Here is a 15,813-nt window from a genome sequence, read left to right as displayed (position 1 = left end):
GCCGCTCCGGCGGGTACCTCGTCGCCGTCGGGCGGTTTTCCCGGTAGGTTGCACGCCGTGGAGGAGATCGACCGCTCTATCGTCGCCGCGCTGACCGCCGACGGCCGACTGTCGTACACGGACCTGGCCGAGAAGGTGGGGTTGTCGGTGTCCGCCGTGCACCAGCGGGTGCGCCGGCTGGAGCAGCGCGGGGTGATCAAGGGGTACGCCGCGCGGGTGTCGTTCGAGGCGCTGGACCTGCCGCTGACCGCGTTCGTGGCGATCCGCCCGTTCGACCCGTCGCAGCCGGACGACGCGCCGGAGCGGCTGGCGCACCTACCCGAGATCGACTCCTGCTACTCGGTGGCGGGGGAGGACTTCTACCTGTTGTTGGTGCGGGTGGCCAGCCCCAGCGACCTGGAGCGGGTGCTGCAGGAGATCCGTACCTCGGCGAACGTGACGACCCGGACCACAGTGGTGCTGTCCACCCCGTATGAGAACCGGCCTCCGAAGATCAGTGCCGCGGCACCGAGTCGGTCGCGGTCCCGGGCGCCGGAGGAGCCGGCTGGTTCCACCGCAGGATGACCTGCCGGCCGTGCTCGTGACCGAGCGCGCTGACCGTGGCGGTGTCCAGGCGTAGTCGTCCGCCGGCGGACGGGGGCAGGCCGATCCAGCGCGCACCGAGCACACGCAGGCTGTGCGCGTGACCGACAAGCGCGACGGTGCCCCGGTCGAGCAGTGGGGTGACCCGCGTCAGCACCCGGTCGAGCCGTTCACCGACCTGTGCGGGTGACTCCCCGCCGGGGCAGCCGTCGGTCCAGATGTTCCAGTGCGGTTGGTCGGCGTGGATGTCGACTGTCGTGCGGCCCTCGTACTCGCCGTAGTTCCACTCGCTGAGGTCCTCGTCGACAGCGTCGACGGTGAGCCCGGCCAGTTGCGCGGTGCGCAGCGCCCGGGAGCGGGGGCTGGCCAGCACTGTCGTGAACCGCCGGCCGGCGAGGAACGCGGCGAGGGTGCGGGCCTGTCGCTCGCCGTCGGGGGTCAGCTCCAGGTCGGTGTACGAGGTGTGCCGGAGGCTGGCGCTCCAGGTGGTCTCGCCGTGCCGGATCAGTAGGAGCTCTCCCATATGGCCAGTTAACCATCGTGACCGCTTCCGCCAGGCGACCCTCCCTCAACCTATCTTCCTAGGATGCCTTAGCGGGTGTGCCGACCGGCACCACCGGTTTCGGCACCTGGAGACCGGGCAAGCGAGCCAGGACAACCGCCAGACCGAGGAGGCGCGATGAGCTTCACCGAGAAGGCAAAGAACAAGGTCGAGCAGATGGCCGGCGCCGCACGAGAGCGCGTCGGCGACATGACCGACAACGAGCGGATGCGTGGCGAGGGCGCCAGCCAGGAGAGCGACGCGCGCGCCAAGCAGGCCGGTCAGAACGTCAAGGACGCCGGTCGCAACATGAAGGACTCCTTCACGAAGTGACCTGAGCGGTTCACGGGTCCCCGGGCGCACCGTCGCCCGGGGACCCGTCGTGTGCTGCGGCTAAGGTCTTGCGGTGACGGTGCTTCGTTCCCTCGTGTTGTTCGCGTTGGCCGCGGTCGCCGAGATCGGCGGCGCCTGGCTCGTCTGGCAGGGCTGGCGGGAGCAGCGCGGGCTGCTGTGGATCGCTGCCGGCGTGGTGGCGCTGGGCTGTTACGGCTTCGTCGCCACGTTCCAACCTGACGCGAACTTCGGCCGGATCCTTGCCGCGTACGGCGGGGTGTTCGTGGCCGGCTCGTTGGGCTGGGCGATGGTGGTCGACGGCTTCCGTCCGGACCGGTGGGACCTCGCCGGTGCGGCGCTCTGCCTGCTCGGCGTCGCGGTCATCATGTACGCGCCGCGCGGCGCGAGCGCCTAGCGGCGCGAGCGCCTAGCGGCGCGAGCGCCTAGCGGCGCCGGCTCTCGCACGCCGAGTGCCCGCCACCGTGACGGGGCGGGCACTCGAACGGCACAACCGTCGTGGGTCAGCCGGCGGATCGCTGCGCGAGCGGCCGGCGGCGCAGACCCACTGTCGACACGGCCGGCGGTACGTAGGCCACGTCGTTGGGGCCGGCGTCGGTGCCGGGCGGCGCGATCTCGTCGATCCGGTCGAGGATCTCGTCGGTCAGGGTGACGTCGGCGCCGGCCAGCAGGTCGTCGAGTTGTGCCATGGTGCGCGGCCCGATGATCGCCGAGGTAACGCCCGGGTGGGCGATCGCGAACGCCATGGCGAGGTGGGTCATCGGCAGGCCGGCCTGGTCGGCGAGCGGGATGAGTTGTTCCACGACGTCGAGCTTGCGCTCGTCGTCGAAGTGCTGCGGGGTGAAGCCGGACCGGTGGCTGTCGGGCTGCTGGCCCTTGCGGTACCGGCCGGTCAGCAGGCCCTGGCCGAGCGGACTCCACACGAGGGTGCCCATGCCGTAGCGTTGGCAGACCGGGAGGACCTCGCGTTCGATGCTCCGGTTGACGATGGAGTACGGCGGTTGCTCGGTCCGGAAGCGTTCGAGGCCGCGTCGCTCGGCGACCCACTGCGCTTCGACGATCTCCGATGCCGGAAACGACGACGCGCCGATCGCGCGTACCTTGCCGCTGTGGATGAGATCGGACAGGGCCGAGAGGGTCTCCTCCACGTCGACAGTCGGGTCCGGGCGATGGACCTGGTAAAGGTCGAGGTGATCGGTCTGTAGGCGGCGCAGGGAGTTCTCGACCGCCGTGGTGATCCACCGTCGTGAGTTTCCGCGGTGGTTGGGGTCGTCGTCCATCGGGTAGTGCAGCTTGCTGGCCAGTACGACGTTGTCGCGGCGGCCCTTGAGTGCCTTGCCGACGATCACCTCGGATTCGCCGCCGGAGTAGACGTCGGCGGTGTCGACGAAGTTGATTCCGGCGTCGAGGGCTTTGTGGATGATTCGGATGGAGTCGTCGTGATCGGTGTTTCCCATGGCGCCGAACATCATGGCGCCCAGGCAGTACGGGCTGACTTCGATTCCGGTCCGGCCCAGGTTGCGGTATTTCACTGTTGTCCTTCGGAGTGGTTTGTTCCGGTGACTCCATGGAAGCACCGCGAAAGGGGTGGAACTAGTGAAATCGTCTCGTCTGGTTGCACGATCCTCTTCGTCAGAGGTCAGGGGAGGGCGGAGCCCGCATTTTCGGATCCGGCCCGTATGCGCGGCGCGTCGATGCTGGGCGGAGCACCGAACAGTCGCCGGTATTCGCGGGTGAACTGGGACGGGCTGTCGTAACCGACGCGATGGGCGACGCGGGTGATTTCGTTGGGGCTGTTTGCCAGCAGTAGTCTCGCCGTCTGCAGGCGGATGTGCTTCTGGAACTGGATGGGGCTCATCGCCGTCACCGCCTGGAAGTTTCGGTGGAATGCGGAGACACTCATCCCGGAAAGCTGTGCCATCTCGTCGACCCGGAACGGCCGGGTGTAGTTCTCGCGGATCCACTGGACCGCCCGGGCGATGTGGCTCAGGCTGCTGTCGGCGAGGCCGATCTGCCGGACGACGTCACCCTGTTCGCCGGTCATCAACCGCCAGAGGATCTCGCGCTTGAACAGGGGGGCCAGTGTCCTGCGGTCCTGTGGACGGTCGAGCAGGCGCAGCAGCCGCACGATGGCGTCGAGCAGCGCGTCCGGGGCGTCACTGACCGCGATTCCGGGCCGCGCGGTGCCAGGGGAACGTGGCAGATCGCCCGGGCCTGCCTGCAGCAGCAGCTCCGCGATGGTGGCGGGGTCCAGGGTCATCCCGAAGCCGAGTGCGGGGTCGCCCGGGGCGGTGTCGATGACGTGCCCCGTCACCGGAAGGTCGATCGAGGCGACGAGGTACTGGCCGGGGCCGTACTCGTAGACCTGGTCGCCGAGGGCGAGCCGCTTGCCGCCCCGGGCGATGACCGCCAGTACCTTGCCGGACATGGAGGAGACCGGGGAGGCGGTCTGGTCGATCCGGCAGACCCGGACGCCGTCGATGCCGGTGGTCAGGTCGGGGCGGACGTGCCGTTCCAACAGGTCGCGTAGTTCGTCCAGCATGTCCCGAGTGCAGCATGAGACGCGCGGGGACCGCTGGTCAGCGGCAGGATCGTGCTAGGACGTGCGAGCTTCGTGGCAGTGTGCGGGTGGCGTGGCCGAAGACGGGACAACGTTTCGCCTTCACGTTTGCGATGATCACCGGCGTGATCCGATCCCGGCTCCGCCCGCTGCTCGGTGTACTGGTCGCGGCGGCCCTCGTCGGCAGCGCCGCGGTCGGGTGCTCCGGGGCGTCCCCGTCGGAGGCGCCGACCTTCGTTGGCCCGTCCGTCGTGGCCGCGAGTCCCATTCCCACGCGCCCGGCGGGTGGTGCCAGCGCTACTGGGCAGGCGTCCCCGTCGGAGGCCACCGTGCCGGGCACGACAACCGTGCCGGGCGCGACTGCGGCGGGAAGCCTGCCACCGGTGGTGGAGCACGGCCCGCGTGCCGGCAACCGCGTCGCGCTGACGTTCGACGCGGACATGACCGACGGGATGTTGGGCAACCTGCGCGCCGGCCGGGTGAAGTCGTACGCCAACCTGCGCATCCTCGACCTGCTGGAGCGGGAGCAGGTGCCGGCCACGTTCTTCCTGACCGGCAAGTGGGTGCAGCGCTATCCGGACGTCACCCGGCGGATCGCCGGGAACCCGCGCTTCGAGTTGGCCAACCACACCTATGGGCATGCGGCGTTCACCGGGGACTGTTACGACCTGCCCTCGCAGCCCGTCGACGAGTTGGCCGGGGACGTGGCGAAGACCTTCGAAGTGATCAAGCCGTACGGGGGTCGACAGACCCGTTACTTCCGGTTTCCGGGGCTCTGCCACGACGCGGCGACGCTGGACGCGCTGGCGCCGCTGGGTGTGACGGTGGTCGACGGGGACGTGGTCAGCGGCGATCCGTTCGCGACCGCGTGGAAGCCGTTGGTGCGGGCGGTGCTGGACCACGTCCGCCCCGGGTCGGTGGTGATCATGCACGTGACCGAGGCGAACGCCGCGATGACGGATGAGGCGTTGCCGCACATCCTGGAGGGGCTACGGGAGCGTGGGTTGGTGCCAGCACCGTTGTCCGAGGTGTTGGCCGCCGCCTGAGCGCTCTGCGTCCAGCCCCACCCCGTTCGGTTGATCAAGAGGTTTGCGTCAAGCAGGAGATCAAAGCTGACGCGAACCTCTTGATCAACAGCGTCGGGGGGTGGGGTGGGGTGGGGGTGGGGGTTTAGTCGTTGCGGTGGTCGGTCCACCACTGTTGGCCGTTAGCGGGGAGGGTGTCGATCGGGTCGTAGTAGGCGTAGCGCTTGTTGAGGGCTTCCAGGTCGGCGGATTCGATGGAGGTGCGGTAGTTCTTGGTCCAGTAGGAGATGCCGCGTTCGCGGTCGTAGTCGGTGAGCATGTGCACCCAGCGCTTGCCGACGAAGGGGACGTCGCAGACGATGCGGGGGGTGGCGTAGCCGGGGAGGTAGCCCATGATGTCGTGCTGGAGCTGCTGGGCGTGCCAGACCGGGACGCGCCAGTGTTCGGCGTTGGGGATCATGTCGCACATGTAGAAGTAGTACGGCAGGATCCCGGCTTCGCCCTGGAGGGCGAAGCAGAGGTCGAGCAGTTCCGGGGTGGTGGCGTTGACGCCGCGCATGAGCACGCCCTGGTTGCGGACGTCACGGACGCCGACGTCGAGGGCGGTCTGGGCGGCCTTGGCGACCAGTGGGGTGAGCGACTGGGCGTGGTTGACGTGGGTGTGGATGGCGAGGTTGACGCCGCGGCGGGCGGCGGTGCGGGCGACGCGCTCCAGGCCTTCGACGACGTCGGGTTGCAGCCAGTGTTGGGGGAGGCCCATGAGGGCCTTGGTGGCGAGCCGGATGTCGCGGACGGTTTCCAGTTCCAGCAGGCGCATGAGGTACGACTCGAGGTTGCGCCACGGCACGTTGGCCACGTCGCCACCGGAGACGACGACGTCGCGGACGCCGGGGTGGCCCTTGAGGTAGGCGATGTGGGCGTCGTAGCGGTCGACGGGCTTGAGGGTGAGCTTGAGTTTGTCGACGGTGGGGGTGGAGTTGCCGACGAGGTCCATCCGGGTGCAGTGCCCGCAGTACTGCGGGCAGGTGGAGAGCAGCTCGGCGAGGACCTTGGTGGGGTAGCGGTGGGTGAGGCCTTCGGCGACCCACATGTCGTGCTCGTGGAGGCTGTCGCGGCTGGCGTAGGGGTGTGAGGGCCAGTCGGTGCGTCGGTCGGAGGCGACCGGGATCATGTAGCGGCGGATGGGGTCGGCGAGCAGGGCCTCGGTGGTGAGGGTCGCGAACGGCACCATCGTGTTGATCATTTGGGGTGGCACCAGCATCGACATGGTGGCCAGGGCCTTCTGGTCGGCCTCGAGGTCGGCGTAGAAGGTCTCGTCGATCAGGTCGCCGAAGACGGCGCGGAGCTGCTTGGTGTTCTTGACGCAGTTGACGCGTTGCCACTGGGCGGATTCCCACTGGTCGCGGGTGACGTGGCGCCAGCCGGGGAAGCGGGTCCAGTCCGGTTCGACAAGGGGGCGGCGGTGGTACTCGTAGGGCTGCCCGGCGGTCGGTACGGCGACCGGGGCGTGACGGGGTTGCGGGATGGTCTGGGTCACGGCCCCTCCTCGGTGGTGCGGCTGATCATCGAAGCCCGAAGGCTACTGGAAAATATTCGGTACAGAAACTAGTCTGCCGTAAGTTTTCCCGTTACGCGAGCCTTGGCCGAGGCTTCGAACGGCTGGACAGGGGAGGTCGGCGTGACGTCACCGGTGGGACTGCACCGCGTCGTGCAACCGGCGGGGGTGCTGCCGCAGGCGGCCTGGCGGCTGGACACGTCCGCGGCGATCGCGCCGAACGAGGTGCGGATCCGGGTGCAGCGGCTCAACCTGGACGCGGCGAGTTTCCGGCAGTTGTCGGAGAAGCACGGCGGGAACGGTGACGCGGTCCGCGCCGAGGTGCTGGAGATCATTAGGACCCGGGGGAAGATGCAGAACCCGGTGACCGGGTCGGGTGGGATGTTGATCGGCACGGTCGAGGAGGCTGGCCGGCGGTCCCCGCTCGGGCTCAAGGCGGGGGAGCGGGTCGCCACCCTGGTGTCGTTGACGTTGACCCCCCTCGTCGTGACCGACGGGCTGGCCCGCTGGGACGGGCGCAGCGAGCAGGTGCCGTGCGACGGGTGGGCGATCCTGTTCGCGCGGTCCATCGCCGCGGTGCTGCCCGACGACGAGGACCCGCAGTTGTCCCTGGCGGTGCTGGACGTGTGCGGGGCGCCCGCGCTGACCGCCCGGGTGGTGTCGCGTTACGTCGAGGAGCGCGGTCGCCTCGGTGACCCGACGCCGGTGCGGGTCGCGGTGATCGGCGGGGCGGGCAAGAGCGGGTCGCTGTCCCTCGTGGCGGCGCGGCGGGCCGGTGCCGCGCGTACCGTCGGGGTGGTGCCGGTGGCGGCGGAGCGCGACGCGCTGACGGCGGTTGGCCTGGCGTCGGTGGTGGTGTTGGCTGACGCGCGGGACCCGGTGGGGTTGTCCACGGCGGTGACCGTGGCCCTGGGCGCCCCGGCGGACGTCACTGTGGTGTGCGTGGACGTGCCGGGGTGTGAGCACGGGGCGGTGTTGGCCACCGCGGACGGCGGCACGGTGATCTTTTTCTCGATGGCGACGAGCTTCGCGGCGGCGGCGTTGGGCGCCGAGGGGTTGGCCGCGGACGTGACGATGCTGGTGGGCAACGGGTACGTGCCGGGGCACGCGGAGTTGGCGCTGGGCCTGCTGCGGGCCGAGCCGGGGGTGCGTCAGCTGTTCGCGGCGCGGATCGCGGCAGACTGAGGCCATGACGAACCCCTCGACGTTGTACCGCGGCGGCGTGCTGCACTGCCCCGCCGACCCGAGCGCCACCGCGCTGCTGGTGTCCGGTGGGCGGATCACCTGGTTGGGGACCGACGGTGACGCGCCGCCGGCCGACCGGGTGGTGGATCTGGGTGGGGCGTTGGTGACGCCGGCGTTCGTCGACGCGCACGTGCACGCCACCGACACCGGGTTGGCGTTGTCCGGGCTGGATGTGGCCGGGGTGCGGTCGGCTGGGCAGTTGCTGGACGCGGTGGCCGGGTTCGCGGCGGGTCTGCCGGCGGACGCCGTGGTGTTGGGGCACGGCTGGGACGAGTCGGGCTGGTCGGATGCGACGTTGCCGGACGCGGCGGCGGTGGGCCGGGCGGCCGGTGGCCGGCGGGTGTATCTGTCGCAGGCGTCGCTGCACTCGGCGTTGGTGTCGTCGGCGCTGCTGGCGGCGTGCCCGGAGGTGGTGCGGGCGGCCGGTTACGACGCGTCGGGTTGGTTGCGTCGCGACGCGCACCACGTGGTGCGGGCGGCGGCGCAGGGGTCGGTGAGTCGGGCGCAGCGGGTCGCCGCGCAGCGGGTGGCCCTGTCGCACGCGGCGTCGTTGGGGATCGCTGCGGTGCACGAGTGTGGTGGCCCGGAGATCTCCGACGAGGAGGACTTCACCGGCCTGCTGGGCATCTCGGGTGCGGGGTTGCCGGAGGTGTACGGGTACTGGGGTGAGTTGGGTGGCGCGGCGCGGGCCCGGGAGTTGGGTGCGGTGGGCGCCGGCGGTGACCTGTTCGCCGATGGCGCGTTGGGTGCGCGCACGGCGCACGTGTCGCAGCCGTACGGCGACGGTGACGACTGCGGGCACGGGTACCTGACGGCCGAGCAGGTGCGTGATCACCTGTTGGACTGCGCGGCGCACGGCCTGCAGGGCGGGTTCCACGCGATCGGTGACGCGGCGATCGGCACGGTGCTTGACGGTTTCGCGGGGGCGGCGCGGACGCTGGGTGTGGAGCGGCTGCGCGCGGCCCGGCACCGCATCGAGCACGCGGAGATCATGAACAAGCGGTTGATCGCCGGGTTCGTGGAGTACGGGGTGGTGGCGAGCATGCAGCCGGCGTTCGACAGGTTGTGGGGTGGGGCGGGGCGGATGTACGAGTCGCGGTTGGGGTTGGACCGGTCGTTGGAGTCGAACCCGATGGGTGCGATGCACTCGGTGGGGGTGACGTTGGCGTTCGGGTCGGATTCGCCGGTGACGCCGCTGGATCCGTGGGGGTCGGTGCGGGCGGCGGCGGCGCACCACAACCCGGCGCAGCGGATGAGTGTGCGGGCGGCGTTCGCCGCGCACACCCGTGGTGGGTGGCGGGCGGTGCGGCTGGACGTCGAGGGGGTCCTCGCGTTGGGTGCGCCGGCGACGTTCGCGGTGTGGTCGACGCCGGCGGGGGTGGAGCGGGGCCTGCCGGTGCTGCTGGCCGAGGACCCGGAGGTGCGGGGTCCGGACGACCCGACGCCGTTGCCGGTGTGCCGGCGGCTGGTGCTGCGCGGTGAGGTCATCTACGAGGAGGGGTCGTTGTGACCGGGAAGCTTGATCTGGATCCGGTGCTGGTGGCGCGGGCGCGGGAGTTGGCGCGCCGCGCCGGGCAGCCGGTGGTGGACCTGGCGCGCAGCCACACCACGGTGTCGGTGGAGCGGGCCGTGCTGCGGCTGGCCGGGGTGACGGGTGCGGACCCGGACGGTATTCCGTGGGTGAACCGGCTCGTCGACGCGGTCGTCGCGGACGTGGGGTTGGGGCACGGGGTGGCGGTGCCGGTGTTCGACGCGCTGGTGCGCGAGGGCAGCGCGGACGTGACGTTGCTGGCGCAGAAGGCCGCCGCCGGGTCGGTGCGGTTCGCCGTGCCGTCGGGTCGGGCCGCCACGGCCGCCCGGTCGGCGGCGCGCAGGGCGGTCGGCGCGGGTATCCGGCGCATCGACCGGCGGCGCGCCGAGCGGGATCGGCTCGTGAAGCGCCACGGTGACCCGAAGCAGCGGCCGTGGATCTACCTGATCGTGGCGACCGGTGACATCTACGAGGACATTCCGCAGGCGCAGGCGGCGGCGCGGGCGGGTGCGGACGTGATCGCGGTGATCCGCTCCACCGGGCAGTCGTTGCTGGACTACGTGCCCGAGGGCGCGACCCGGGAGGGGTTCGCCGGCACGTACGCCACGCAGGAGAACTTCCGGCTGATGCGCGCGGCGTTGGACGAGTCGTCGAGGGAGGTGGGCCGCTACGTGCGGTTGACCAACTACGCGTCCGGGTTGTGCATGCCGGAGATGGCGACCCTGGCCGGGCTGGAACGCCTGGACATGATGTTGAACGACTCGATGTACGGGATCCTGTTCCGCGACATCAACCCGGTGCGCACGTTCGTCGACCAGCGGTTCTCCCGGCAGGTGCACGCCCGCGCCGGGATCATCATCAACACCGGTGAGGACAACTACCTGACCACCGCCGACGCCGTCGACGAGGCGCACACGGTGACGGTGTCGCAGCTGCTCAACGAGTTCTTCGCGCACGAGGCGGGGTTGGCGGACTGGCAGTTGGGGTTGGGGCACGCGTTCGAGATCAACCCGGAGGTGCCGGAGTCGTTCCGCCTGGAGTTGGCCCACGCCCTGCTGGCCCGGGAGTTGTTCCCGGACGCGCCGTTGAAGTGGATGCCACCGACGAAGCACATGACCGGTGACGTGTTCCGGGGCAACCTGCTCGACGGGTTCTTCAACCTGGCGGGGGCGCTGACCGGTCAGGGGATCCTGCTGGTGGGGATGATGACCGAGGCGGTGGTGACGCCGTGGTTGTCGGACCGGGACATCGCGGTGCAGAACGTGCGGTACGTGCTGGGCGCCGCCGGTGGGCTGCACGAGGACTTCGTGCCGGCGCCCGGCGGGTTCATCCGTCGCCGCGCCAACCAGGTCCTCGGTGAGGCGCTGGATCTGCTGGAGCGCATCGGGGAGCAGACGTTGCTCACGGCGATCGCCGAGGGCACGTTCGGGATCATGAAGCGGCCCGCGGACCGGGGTAAGGGCCTGGCCGGGGTCGCCGCGCACGAGGCGGACTACTACAACCCGGCCACCGACATCCTGGAGGCGGTGGCGTGAGCGAGCGAACCGGCCAGCCGAGTAAGCAGATCGTGCGGCCCTACGGGGACACCACCGGTGACGGGATGGTGCAGGTGTCGTTCACGCTGCCGGTGGCGCACGACAAGCGGGCCGAGGGCGCGGCGGTGCAGTTGGCCAACAAGATGGGCATCGACCCGGCGATGGTGGTGCACGCCAAGCCGATGGGTGACGGGTTCACGTTCTTCGTGGTCTACGGGCGGGTCAACCACCTGGTCGACCTGAACGCGGTGCAGGTGGTGGAACGCGACTTCGCGTTGCTGTCGGCGAAGGACGTCAACACGGTGATCAAGCAGCGGTTGCGGCGCAAGCTGTCAGTGGTCGGTGCGTGCATCGGCACCGACGCGCACACCGTGGGCATCGACGCGATCCTCAACGTCAAGGGCATCGCGGGGGAGAAGGGCCTGGAGTACTACCGGGAGTTGAAGGTCACCAACATGGGTGCGCAGGTCAGCGTGCCGGAGTTGGTGGAGACCGCCCGGGTGGAGAAGGCCGACGCGGTGCTGGTGTCGCAGGTGGTCACCCAACGCGACGCGCACCTGCACAACACCCGGGAGATGTCGGCGGCGTTCCGGGAGGCGATGCCGGCGGGCCGGCGGCCGCTGCTGATCGTGGGCGGGCCCCGGTTCGACGAGACGATGACCGACGAGTTGGGCGTGGACCGGATCTTCGGTCGGGGTACCACGCCCGGCGAGGTGGCCAGCTACCTCGTGCACGCCCTGATCACGCAGCGGAAGGCGATGGCATGACCGACGCACGGCTCGGGTTGACGGTGACGCACCGGCGGTATGTGCCGTACTCGCACGCCCACTACGCCGGCAACCTCGTCGACGGGGCGTACGCCCTGGCCCTGTTCGGGGACGTCGCCACGGAGGTGTGCATCCGCACCGACGGCGACGAGGGTCTGTTCGCCGGGTACGCCGACGTGCGGTTCACCGCGCCGATCCGGGCTGGTGACGTGGTGGAGGTCACCGCGCGGGTGTCCCGGGTCGGCACGCGCAGCCGCACCCTGGAGTTGTCCTGCGCGGTGGTGTGCCGGGGTCGCCCGGACCGCTCCGCGTCCGCCGCGGAGGTCCTCGACCCGCCGATCGTGGCGGTCACCGCGACCGGCACCGTGGTCGTTCCCGCCGCGTCGTGAGCCTGGCGGTCTGCGCGGACGTCGGGTCCACGTACACCAAGGTGGCGGTGGTGGACCTGACCGCCGGTGTGCTGGTGGGAGCGGCGGCCGCGCCGACCACGGTGGGCAGCGACGTGCTGCACGGCCTGGACGCCGCGGTCACGGCGGCCAGCGCCGGGCTGGGTGTGCGCGACGCGCCGTGGTACGTGTGCTCGTCGGCCGGTGGCGGGCTGCGGCTGGCGGTGATCGGCTACGAGCCGCTGGTCACCGCGCAGGCGGGCCGGCGGGTCGGGTTGTCCGCCGGCGCGCACGTGGTGCACGTGGCGGCCGGTCGGCTCGCCGCGGCGGACCTGGTGGCGTTGCGGGCGGCCCGACCGGACGTGGTGCTGCTGGTCGGTGGCACCGACGGCGGTGACGCCGAGACGATCACCCACAACGCGACCCGGCTGGCTCGGGCCCGGTGGCGGGTGCCGGTGGTGTTCGCCGGCAACGGTGACGTGCGCGCGCAGCTGACCGGGTTGTTGGAGGCCGCCGGGGTGCCGGTGACGGGCGCGGAGAACGTCCTGCCCCGCATCGGGGTGCTCGCCCCGGCGTCGGCGCGGGCGGCGATCCGCGCGGTGTTCCTGCGCCACGTCATCGGTGGTAAGCGGCTGTCGAAGGGCGCCCGGTTCGCGCGGCTGGTGCGGGCGGCCACGCCCGACGTGGTGCTCACCGGTGTGGAGGTGCTCGCCGACACCCTCGGTGGTGACCTCGCCGTGGTCGACGTGGGTGGCGCCACCACCGACGTGTACTCGGTGCTCACCCCCGACGAGCGGGCCACCGGGCCCGCGCGGGAGGTCGCCGGCAGCCTGTGGCGGGCCCGCACGGTGGAGGGTGACCTGGGCATGCGGTGGAGCGCCCCGGGGGTCGTGCGGGCCGCCGCCGAGGAGCGGCTGCTCACCGCGGACGAGTCCGACGACCTGGGCGCCGCCGCGGCGCGCCGGGCCGCCGACCCGGCGTTCCTGGCCGCCGACGCCGTCGAGCGGGCCGTCGACGCCCGCATCGCCACCCTCGCGGCGACGGTGGCGTTGCGCCGGCACGCCCGGGGTGCTGCCACCGGCGAACGGGCCGGGCGGGACCTGCGCGACGTGCGGCTGCTTGTGGGTTCCGGTGGGGTGCTGCGGCACGCGCCGACGGACACGTCCGGGCAGGTGTTGGCGGCGGTCCTCGCCGACCACGCCGGCGGGTGGGCGTTGCCCCGCGCCGCCGCCGCGGTCGTCGACGCCGACTACGTGCTGGCCGCCGGGGGCCTGCTCGCCGAGGAGCACCGGGTGGCGGCGGGGGCGCTGCTGCGCCACCATCTGCGCACGCATTGAGACTCGCCGACCCGACACGCCGTGGCGCAACACACGACAGGCCGGGGGTGGGTTGACAACCGACGGGGGTCGGCACGTACCGTCTTTGAGTCCTACCACGGGAAGCGGCTGTTGTTCGCTTCGTCCTCTCGTCCGCTGGCCGAGCGACATTTTTGAGCGTCATCGTCGCGGCGGCCAGGTCCAGCGGGCGGGGGTCGGCGGGGCGGCGCGAACCGGCCGCGGTTACCGGTGTACGGGCAGGGTGAGGTGCACGGCCAGTAGACAACGGCCCGGCGGGGGCAGCCAGTCCACGTCTGGTCGGTCCGAAGGTCGTCGTGCCCCATCCTCGCCACACCGGCCGGGAAGGGCCTGGGAGCATCGGGGCGCGGCGCGAGCCGCGCCCCGATTTCATTGTCGCTGGGGCGTCGAGCGCGTACGTCGCCGTGAACCCACTGTCGCGCCAGTGCCGCTTTCCTTGATCAGGTGACGAAAAGTAGGCCCACCAACCTTCCTCGACCTCTTTTTCATCATCTGATCATCGCGCCCCTCCGCTCACTTCCGGCCGCCCGATGCGGCCGCCGGGACCGTCAGCCAGGTAGCCTTCGCCGGGTGATCGAGGTGAAGCTGCGGTGACGATGCTGGACCGGGATGAAACCCACGCCCCCACGGGGATCAGCGCGCCGGTCGTCGCCGGTCGCCCCCTGCCGCTACGGGTCGCCGCACCCCTGGCGATCGCCGCCGGGCTGGCCCTGCTGGTGGCGTTCCCCCCGTACGGGGTCTGGCCGCTCGCGCCCGTCGGGGTGGCGTTGCTGGCCGCCGCCGCGCACCGGCGGCGGTTGCGCGCCGGCGCCGGTCTGGGCTTCCTCACCGGGGTGGCGTTCTTCGCCCCCCTGCTGGCCTGGACGAACCTGCACACCGGCTACCTGCCGTGGGTGCTCCTGTCGCTGCTGCAGGCCGGCTACCTGGCGCTGCTCGGCGCGGCCACCGCCTGGGTGTCACCGCTTGTCGACCGGGTCCGCTGGTCGTGGCCGGTGCTGACCGGGTTGCTGTGGGTCGGGCAGGAGGCCCTGCGCGACCGCACCCCGTTCGGTGGGTTCCCGTGGGGGCGGCTGGCGTTCAGCCAGGACACCTCCCCGCTGCTGCGCCTCGCGGCGCTGGGCGGCGCGCCGCTGGTGACCTTCGCCGTGGCGCTCCTCGGCGGGCTGCTGGTCACCGCCGTGTGGCGGGGCTGGGTCTCCCTGCGCCCCACCAGCCACACCGACACCGACCCGACCGGCGCTCTCGGCGACACCGACGCGACCAGCCACCCCCGCGACACCAGTGACATCGAACCGGCCACTCGTCCCACCGGCATCGAGCCGACCAGCCGCCCCGGCGAACCGGCCACTCGGCCCAGCGGCGCCGTGTCGGCGCGGCGGTGGGCGCCGGTGGCCGTGCCGGCCGTCGCCGCGGTCGCGCTGGCCGGGGCCGGTCTGCTGGTGCCGCTGGCCACCGCCGGGTCGGGCGCCACCGCCACCGTGGCCATCGTGCAGGGCAACGTGCCGCGGCTGGGCCTGGACTTCAACGCCCAACGGCAGGCGGTGCTCAACAACCACGCCGACGCCACCATCGAGTTGGCCGCGCGGGTCGCCGCCGGTCAGGAACGTCAACCCGACCTGGTGGTGTGGCCGGAGAACTCCAGCGACATCGACCCGCTGCGCAACCCGGCCGCCGGGGCGCGGATCTCTCAGGCCGCCGACACGATCCGCGCGCCGATCCTCGTCGGGGCGGTGCTGCTCGGCCCCGGCCCCGGGCAGGTCCGCAACGCGGGCATCCTGTGGCGGCCCGGCACCGGCGCGGACCTGAGTCAGCTGTACACGAAGCGCCATCCGGTGCCGTTCGCCGAGTACGTGCCGCTGCGCGACATCGCCCGGATGGTCAGCAAGCAGGTCGACCTGATCCGCGCCGACTTCGTCGCCGGGAGCACCCCGGGCGTGGTACGCGCCGGCCCGGCCGTGCTCGGTGACGTGATCTGTTTCGAGGTCGCCTACGACCACGTGGTCCGCGACACCGTCACCGGCGGCGCGCAGCTGCTGGTCGTGCAGACCAACAACGCCACCTTCAACGTGGCGGAGGCCCGCCAGCAGATGGCCATGGTGCGGCTGCGGGCGGTGGAGCACGGCCGGCCGGCGTTGATGGCGTCCACGGTCGGTGTGTCCGGGTTCGTCGCACCCGACGGGCGGGTAAGCGATGCCACCGGGTTCAACACCCGGGAGGTCGTGGTGCGGCAGTTGCGGCTCGACGACGGGCGTACCCTCGCCACCCGCCTCGGCTGGTGGCCGGAGGTGACGCTCGCCGCGCTGGCCGCGGCGGCCCTGGTCGGCGCGGCGGTGCTGCGCCGGCGGCAGCGGGTCGTGCCCGGATAGCAACAGCCGGTACG

Annotated in this window: 15 protein-coding genes; 11 read left to right on the top strand and 4 right to left on the bottom strand. The window is 71.5% G+C overall.

Going from position 1 to position 15,813, the window contains the following annotated elements:
* The first annotated feature begins 57 nt into the window (after positions 1-57).
* On the top strand, positions 58-564 hold the full coding sequence (locus ABZU25_RS24715; RefSeq protein WP_355031733.1) for an Lrp/AsnC family transcriptional regulator: 507 nt from the start codon (positions 58-60) through the stop codon (positions 562-564).
* Here ABZU25_RS24715 and ABZU25_RS24710 read toward each other — a convergent pair.
* Entirely contained in the window at positions 494-1,105 is a 612-nt protein-coding gene (locus ABZU25_RS24710; RefSeq protein ID WP_355031732.1) for a histidine phosphatase family protein, read from the bottom strand. The genes ABZU25_RS24715 and ABZU25_RS24710 overlap by 71 nt on opposite strands.
* Positions 1,106-1,261: 156 nt before the next feature.
* On the opposite strand from ABZU25_RS24710, the gene ABZU25_RS24705 reads away from it, so the two are divergent.
* Together ABZU25_RS24705 and ABZU25_RS24700 are read left to right on the top strand one after the other, a co-directional pair.
* Complete coding sequence (locus tag ABZU25_RS24705) at positions 1,262-1,456, top strand: CsbD family protein (RefSeq protein ID WP_124856785.1); 195 nt, start codon at positions 1,262-1,264, stop codon at positions 1,454-1,456.
* 73 nt (positions 1,457-1,529) lie between these two features.
* Positions 1,530-1,871 (top strand): YnfA family protein, encoded by a 342-nt coding sequence (locus ABZU25_RS24700; RefSeq protein WP_355031731.1) that lies wholly within the window; start codon positions 1,530-1,532, stop codon positions 1,869-1,871.
* A 106-nt stretch (positions 1,872-1,977) separates the two neighbouring features.
* On the opposite strand, the gene ABZU25_RS24695 is transcribed toward ABZU25_RS24700, so the two are convergent.
* On the bottom strand, positions 1,978-3,006 hold the full coding sequence (locus ABZU25_RS24695) for an aldo/keto reductase (RefSeq protein WP_355031730.1): 1,029 nt from the start codon (positions 3,004-3,006) through the stop codon (positions 1,978-1,980).
* A 107-nt stretch (positions 3,007-3,113) separates the two neighbouring features.
* Entirely contained in the window at positions 3,114-4,016 is a 903-nt protein-coding gene (locus tag ABZU25_RS24690) for an AraC family transcriptional regulator (RefSeq protein WP_355031729.1), read from the bottom strand.
* 143 nt (positions 4,017-4,159) lie between these two features.
* Between ABZU25_RS24690 and ABZU25_RS24685 the strand changes: the two genes are divergently transcribed.
* Positions 4,160-5,080, top strand: a complete 921-nt coding sequence (locus tag ABZU25_RS24685; protein WP_355031728.1) for a polysaccharide deacetylase family protein — start codon at positions 4,160-4,162, stop codon at positions 5,078-5,080.
* Positions 5,081-5,204: 124 nt separating this feature from the next.
* On the opposite strand, the gene ABZU25_RS24680 is transcribed toward ABZU25_RS24685, so the two are convergent.
* Complete coding sequence (locus tag ABZU25_RS24680; RefSeq protein WP_355031727.1) at positions 5,205-6,596, bottom strand: lysine 2,3-aminomutase; 1,392 nt, start codon at positions 6,594-6,596, stop codon at positions 5,205-5,207.
* A gap of 153 nt (positions 6,597-6,749) precedes the next feature.
* Here ABZU25_RS24680 and ABZU25_RS24675 point away from each other — a divergent pair, with 153 nt between their 5' ends.
* The 7 genes from ABZU25_RS24675 to lnt all read left to right on the top strand — a co-directional run bounded on the left by ABZU25_RS24675 (position 6,750) and on the right by lnt (position 15,799).
* Complete coding sequence (locus tag ABZU25_RS24675) at positions 6,750-7,799, top strand: zinc-binding alcohol dehydrogenase (RefSeq protein ID WP_355031758.1); 1,050 nt, start codon at positions 6,750-6,752, stop codon at positions 7,797-7,799.
* A gap of 4 nt (positions 7,800-7,803) precedes the next feature.
* Positions 7,804-9,369 carry an amidohydrolase family protein gene (locus ABZU25_RS24670; RefSeq protein ID WP_355031726.1) on the top strand — a complete coding sequence of 522 codons (1,566 nt, stop codon included), beginning with the start codon at positions 7,804-7,806 and terminating at the stop codon, positions 9,367-9,369.
* Positions 9,366-10,925 carry a lysine 5,6-aminomutase subunit alpha gene (locus ABZU25_RS24665; RefSeq protein ID WP_355031725.1) on the top strand — a complete coding sequence of 520 codons (1,560 nt, stop codon included), beginning with the start codon at positions 9,366-9,368 and terminating at the stop codon, positions 10,923-10,925. Before ABZU25_RS24670 ends, ABZU25_RS24665 begins: the two co-directional genes overlap by 4 nt.
* Positions 10,922-11,692 (top strand): OAM dimerization domain-containing protein, encoded by a 771-nt coding sequence (locus tag ABZU25_RS24660; protein WP_355031724.1) that lies wholly within the window; start codon positions 10,922-10,924, stop codon positions 11,690-11,692. The genes ABZU25_RS24665 and ABZU25_RS24660 overlap by 4 nt, the downstream gene beginning before the upstream one ends.
* The gene (locus tag ABZU25_RS24655; RefSeq protein WP_355031723.1) at positions 11,689-12,081 is read left to right on the top strand and encodes a hotdog domain-containing protein; all 393 of its coding nucleotides are present in this window, start codon (positions 11,689-11,691) and stop codon (positions 12,079-12,081) included. The genes ABZU25_RS24660 and ABZU25_RS24655 overlap by 4 nt, the downstream gene beginning before the upstream one ends.
* The gene (locus tag ABZU25_RS24650; protein ID WP_355031722.1) at positions 12,078-13,415 is read left to right on the top strand and encodes a glutamate mutase L; all 1,338 of its coding nucleotides are present in this window, start codon (positions 12,078-12,080) and stop codon (positions 13,413-13,415) included. The genes ABZU25_RS24655 and ABZU25_RS24650 overlap by 4 nt, the downstream gene beginning before the upstream one ends.
* 614 nt (positions 13,416-14,029) lie before the next feature.
* A complete protein-coding gene (gene lnt / locus ABZU25_RS24645; protein WP_355031757.1) occupies positions 14,030-15,799 on the top strand; it encodes an apolipoprotein N-acyltransferase in 1,770 nt (589 codons plus the stop codon).
* The last annotated feature ends 14 nt before the right edge of the window (positions 15,800-15,813 follow it).

Origin of the sequence: Micromonospora sp. NPDC005215 (genome assembly GCF_040607915.1) — a bacterium.
Lineage (GTDB): Bacteria > Actinomycetota > Actinomycetes > Mycobacteriales > Micromonosporaceae > Micromonospora.
This window is presented reverse-complemented; position numbering and strand designations above follow the sequence as displayed.

What these genes read in the sequence shown, in the direction of transcription:
- ABZU25_RS24710 (WP_355031732.1), bottom strand. Translation starts at nt 1,105, where the DNA reads ATGGGAGAGCTCCTACTGATCCGGCACGGCGAGACCACCTGGAGCGCC.
- ABZU25_RS24705 (WP_124856785.1), top strand. Translation starts at nt 1,262, where the DNA reads ATGAGCTTCACCGAGAAGGCAAAGAACAAGGTCGAGCAGATGGCCGGC.
- ABZU25_RS24690 (WP_355031729.1), bottom strand. Translation starts at nt 4,016, where the DNA reads ATGCTGGACGAACTACGCGACCTGTTGGAACGGCACGTCCGCCCCGAC.
- ABZU25_RS24670 (WP_355031726.1), top strand. Translation starts at nt 7,804, where the DNA reads ATGACGAACCCCTCGACGTTGTACCGCGGCGGCGTGCTGCACTGCCCC.
- ABZU25_RS24655 (WP_355031723.1), top strand. Translation starts at nt 11,689, where the DNA reads ATGACCGACGCACGGCTCGGGTTGACGGTGACGCACCGGCGGTATGTG.
- lnt (WP_355031757.1), top strand. Translation starts at nt 14,030, where the DNA reads ATGCTGGACCGGGATGAAACCCACGCCCCCACGGGGATCAGCGCGCCG.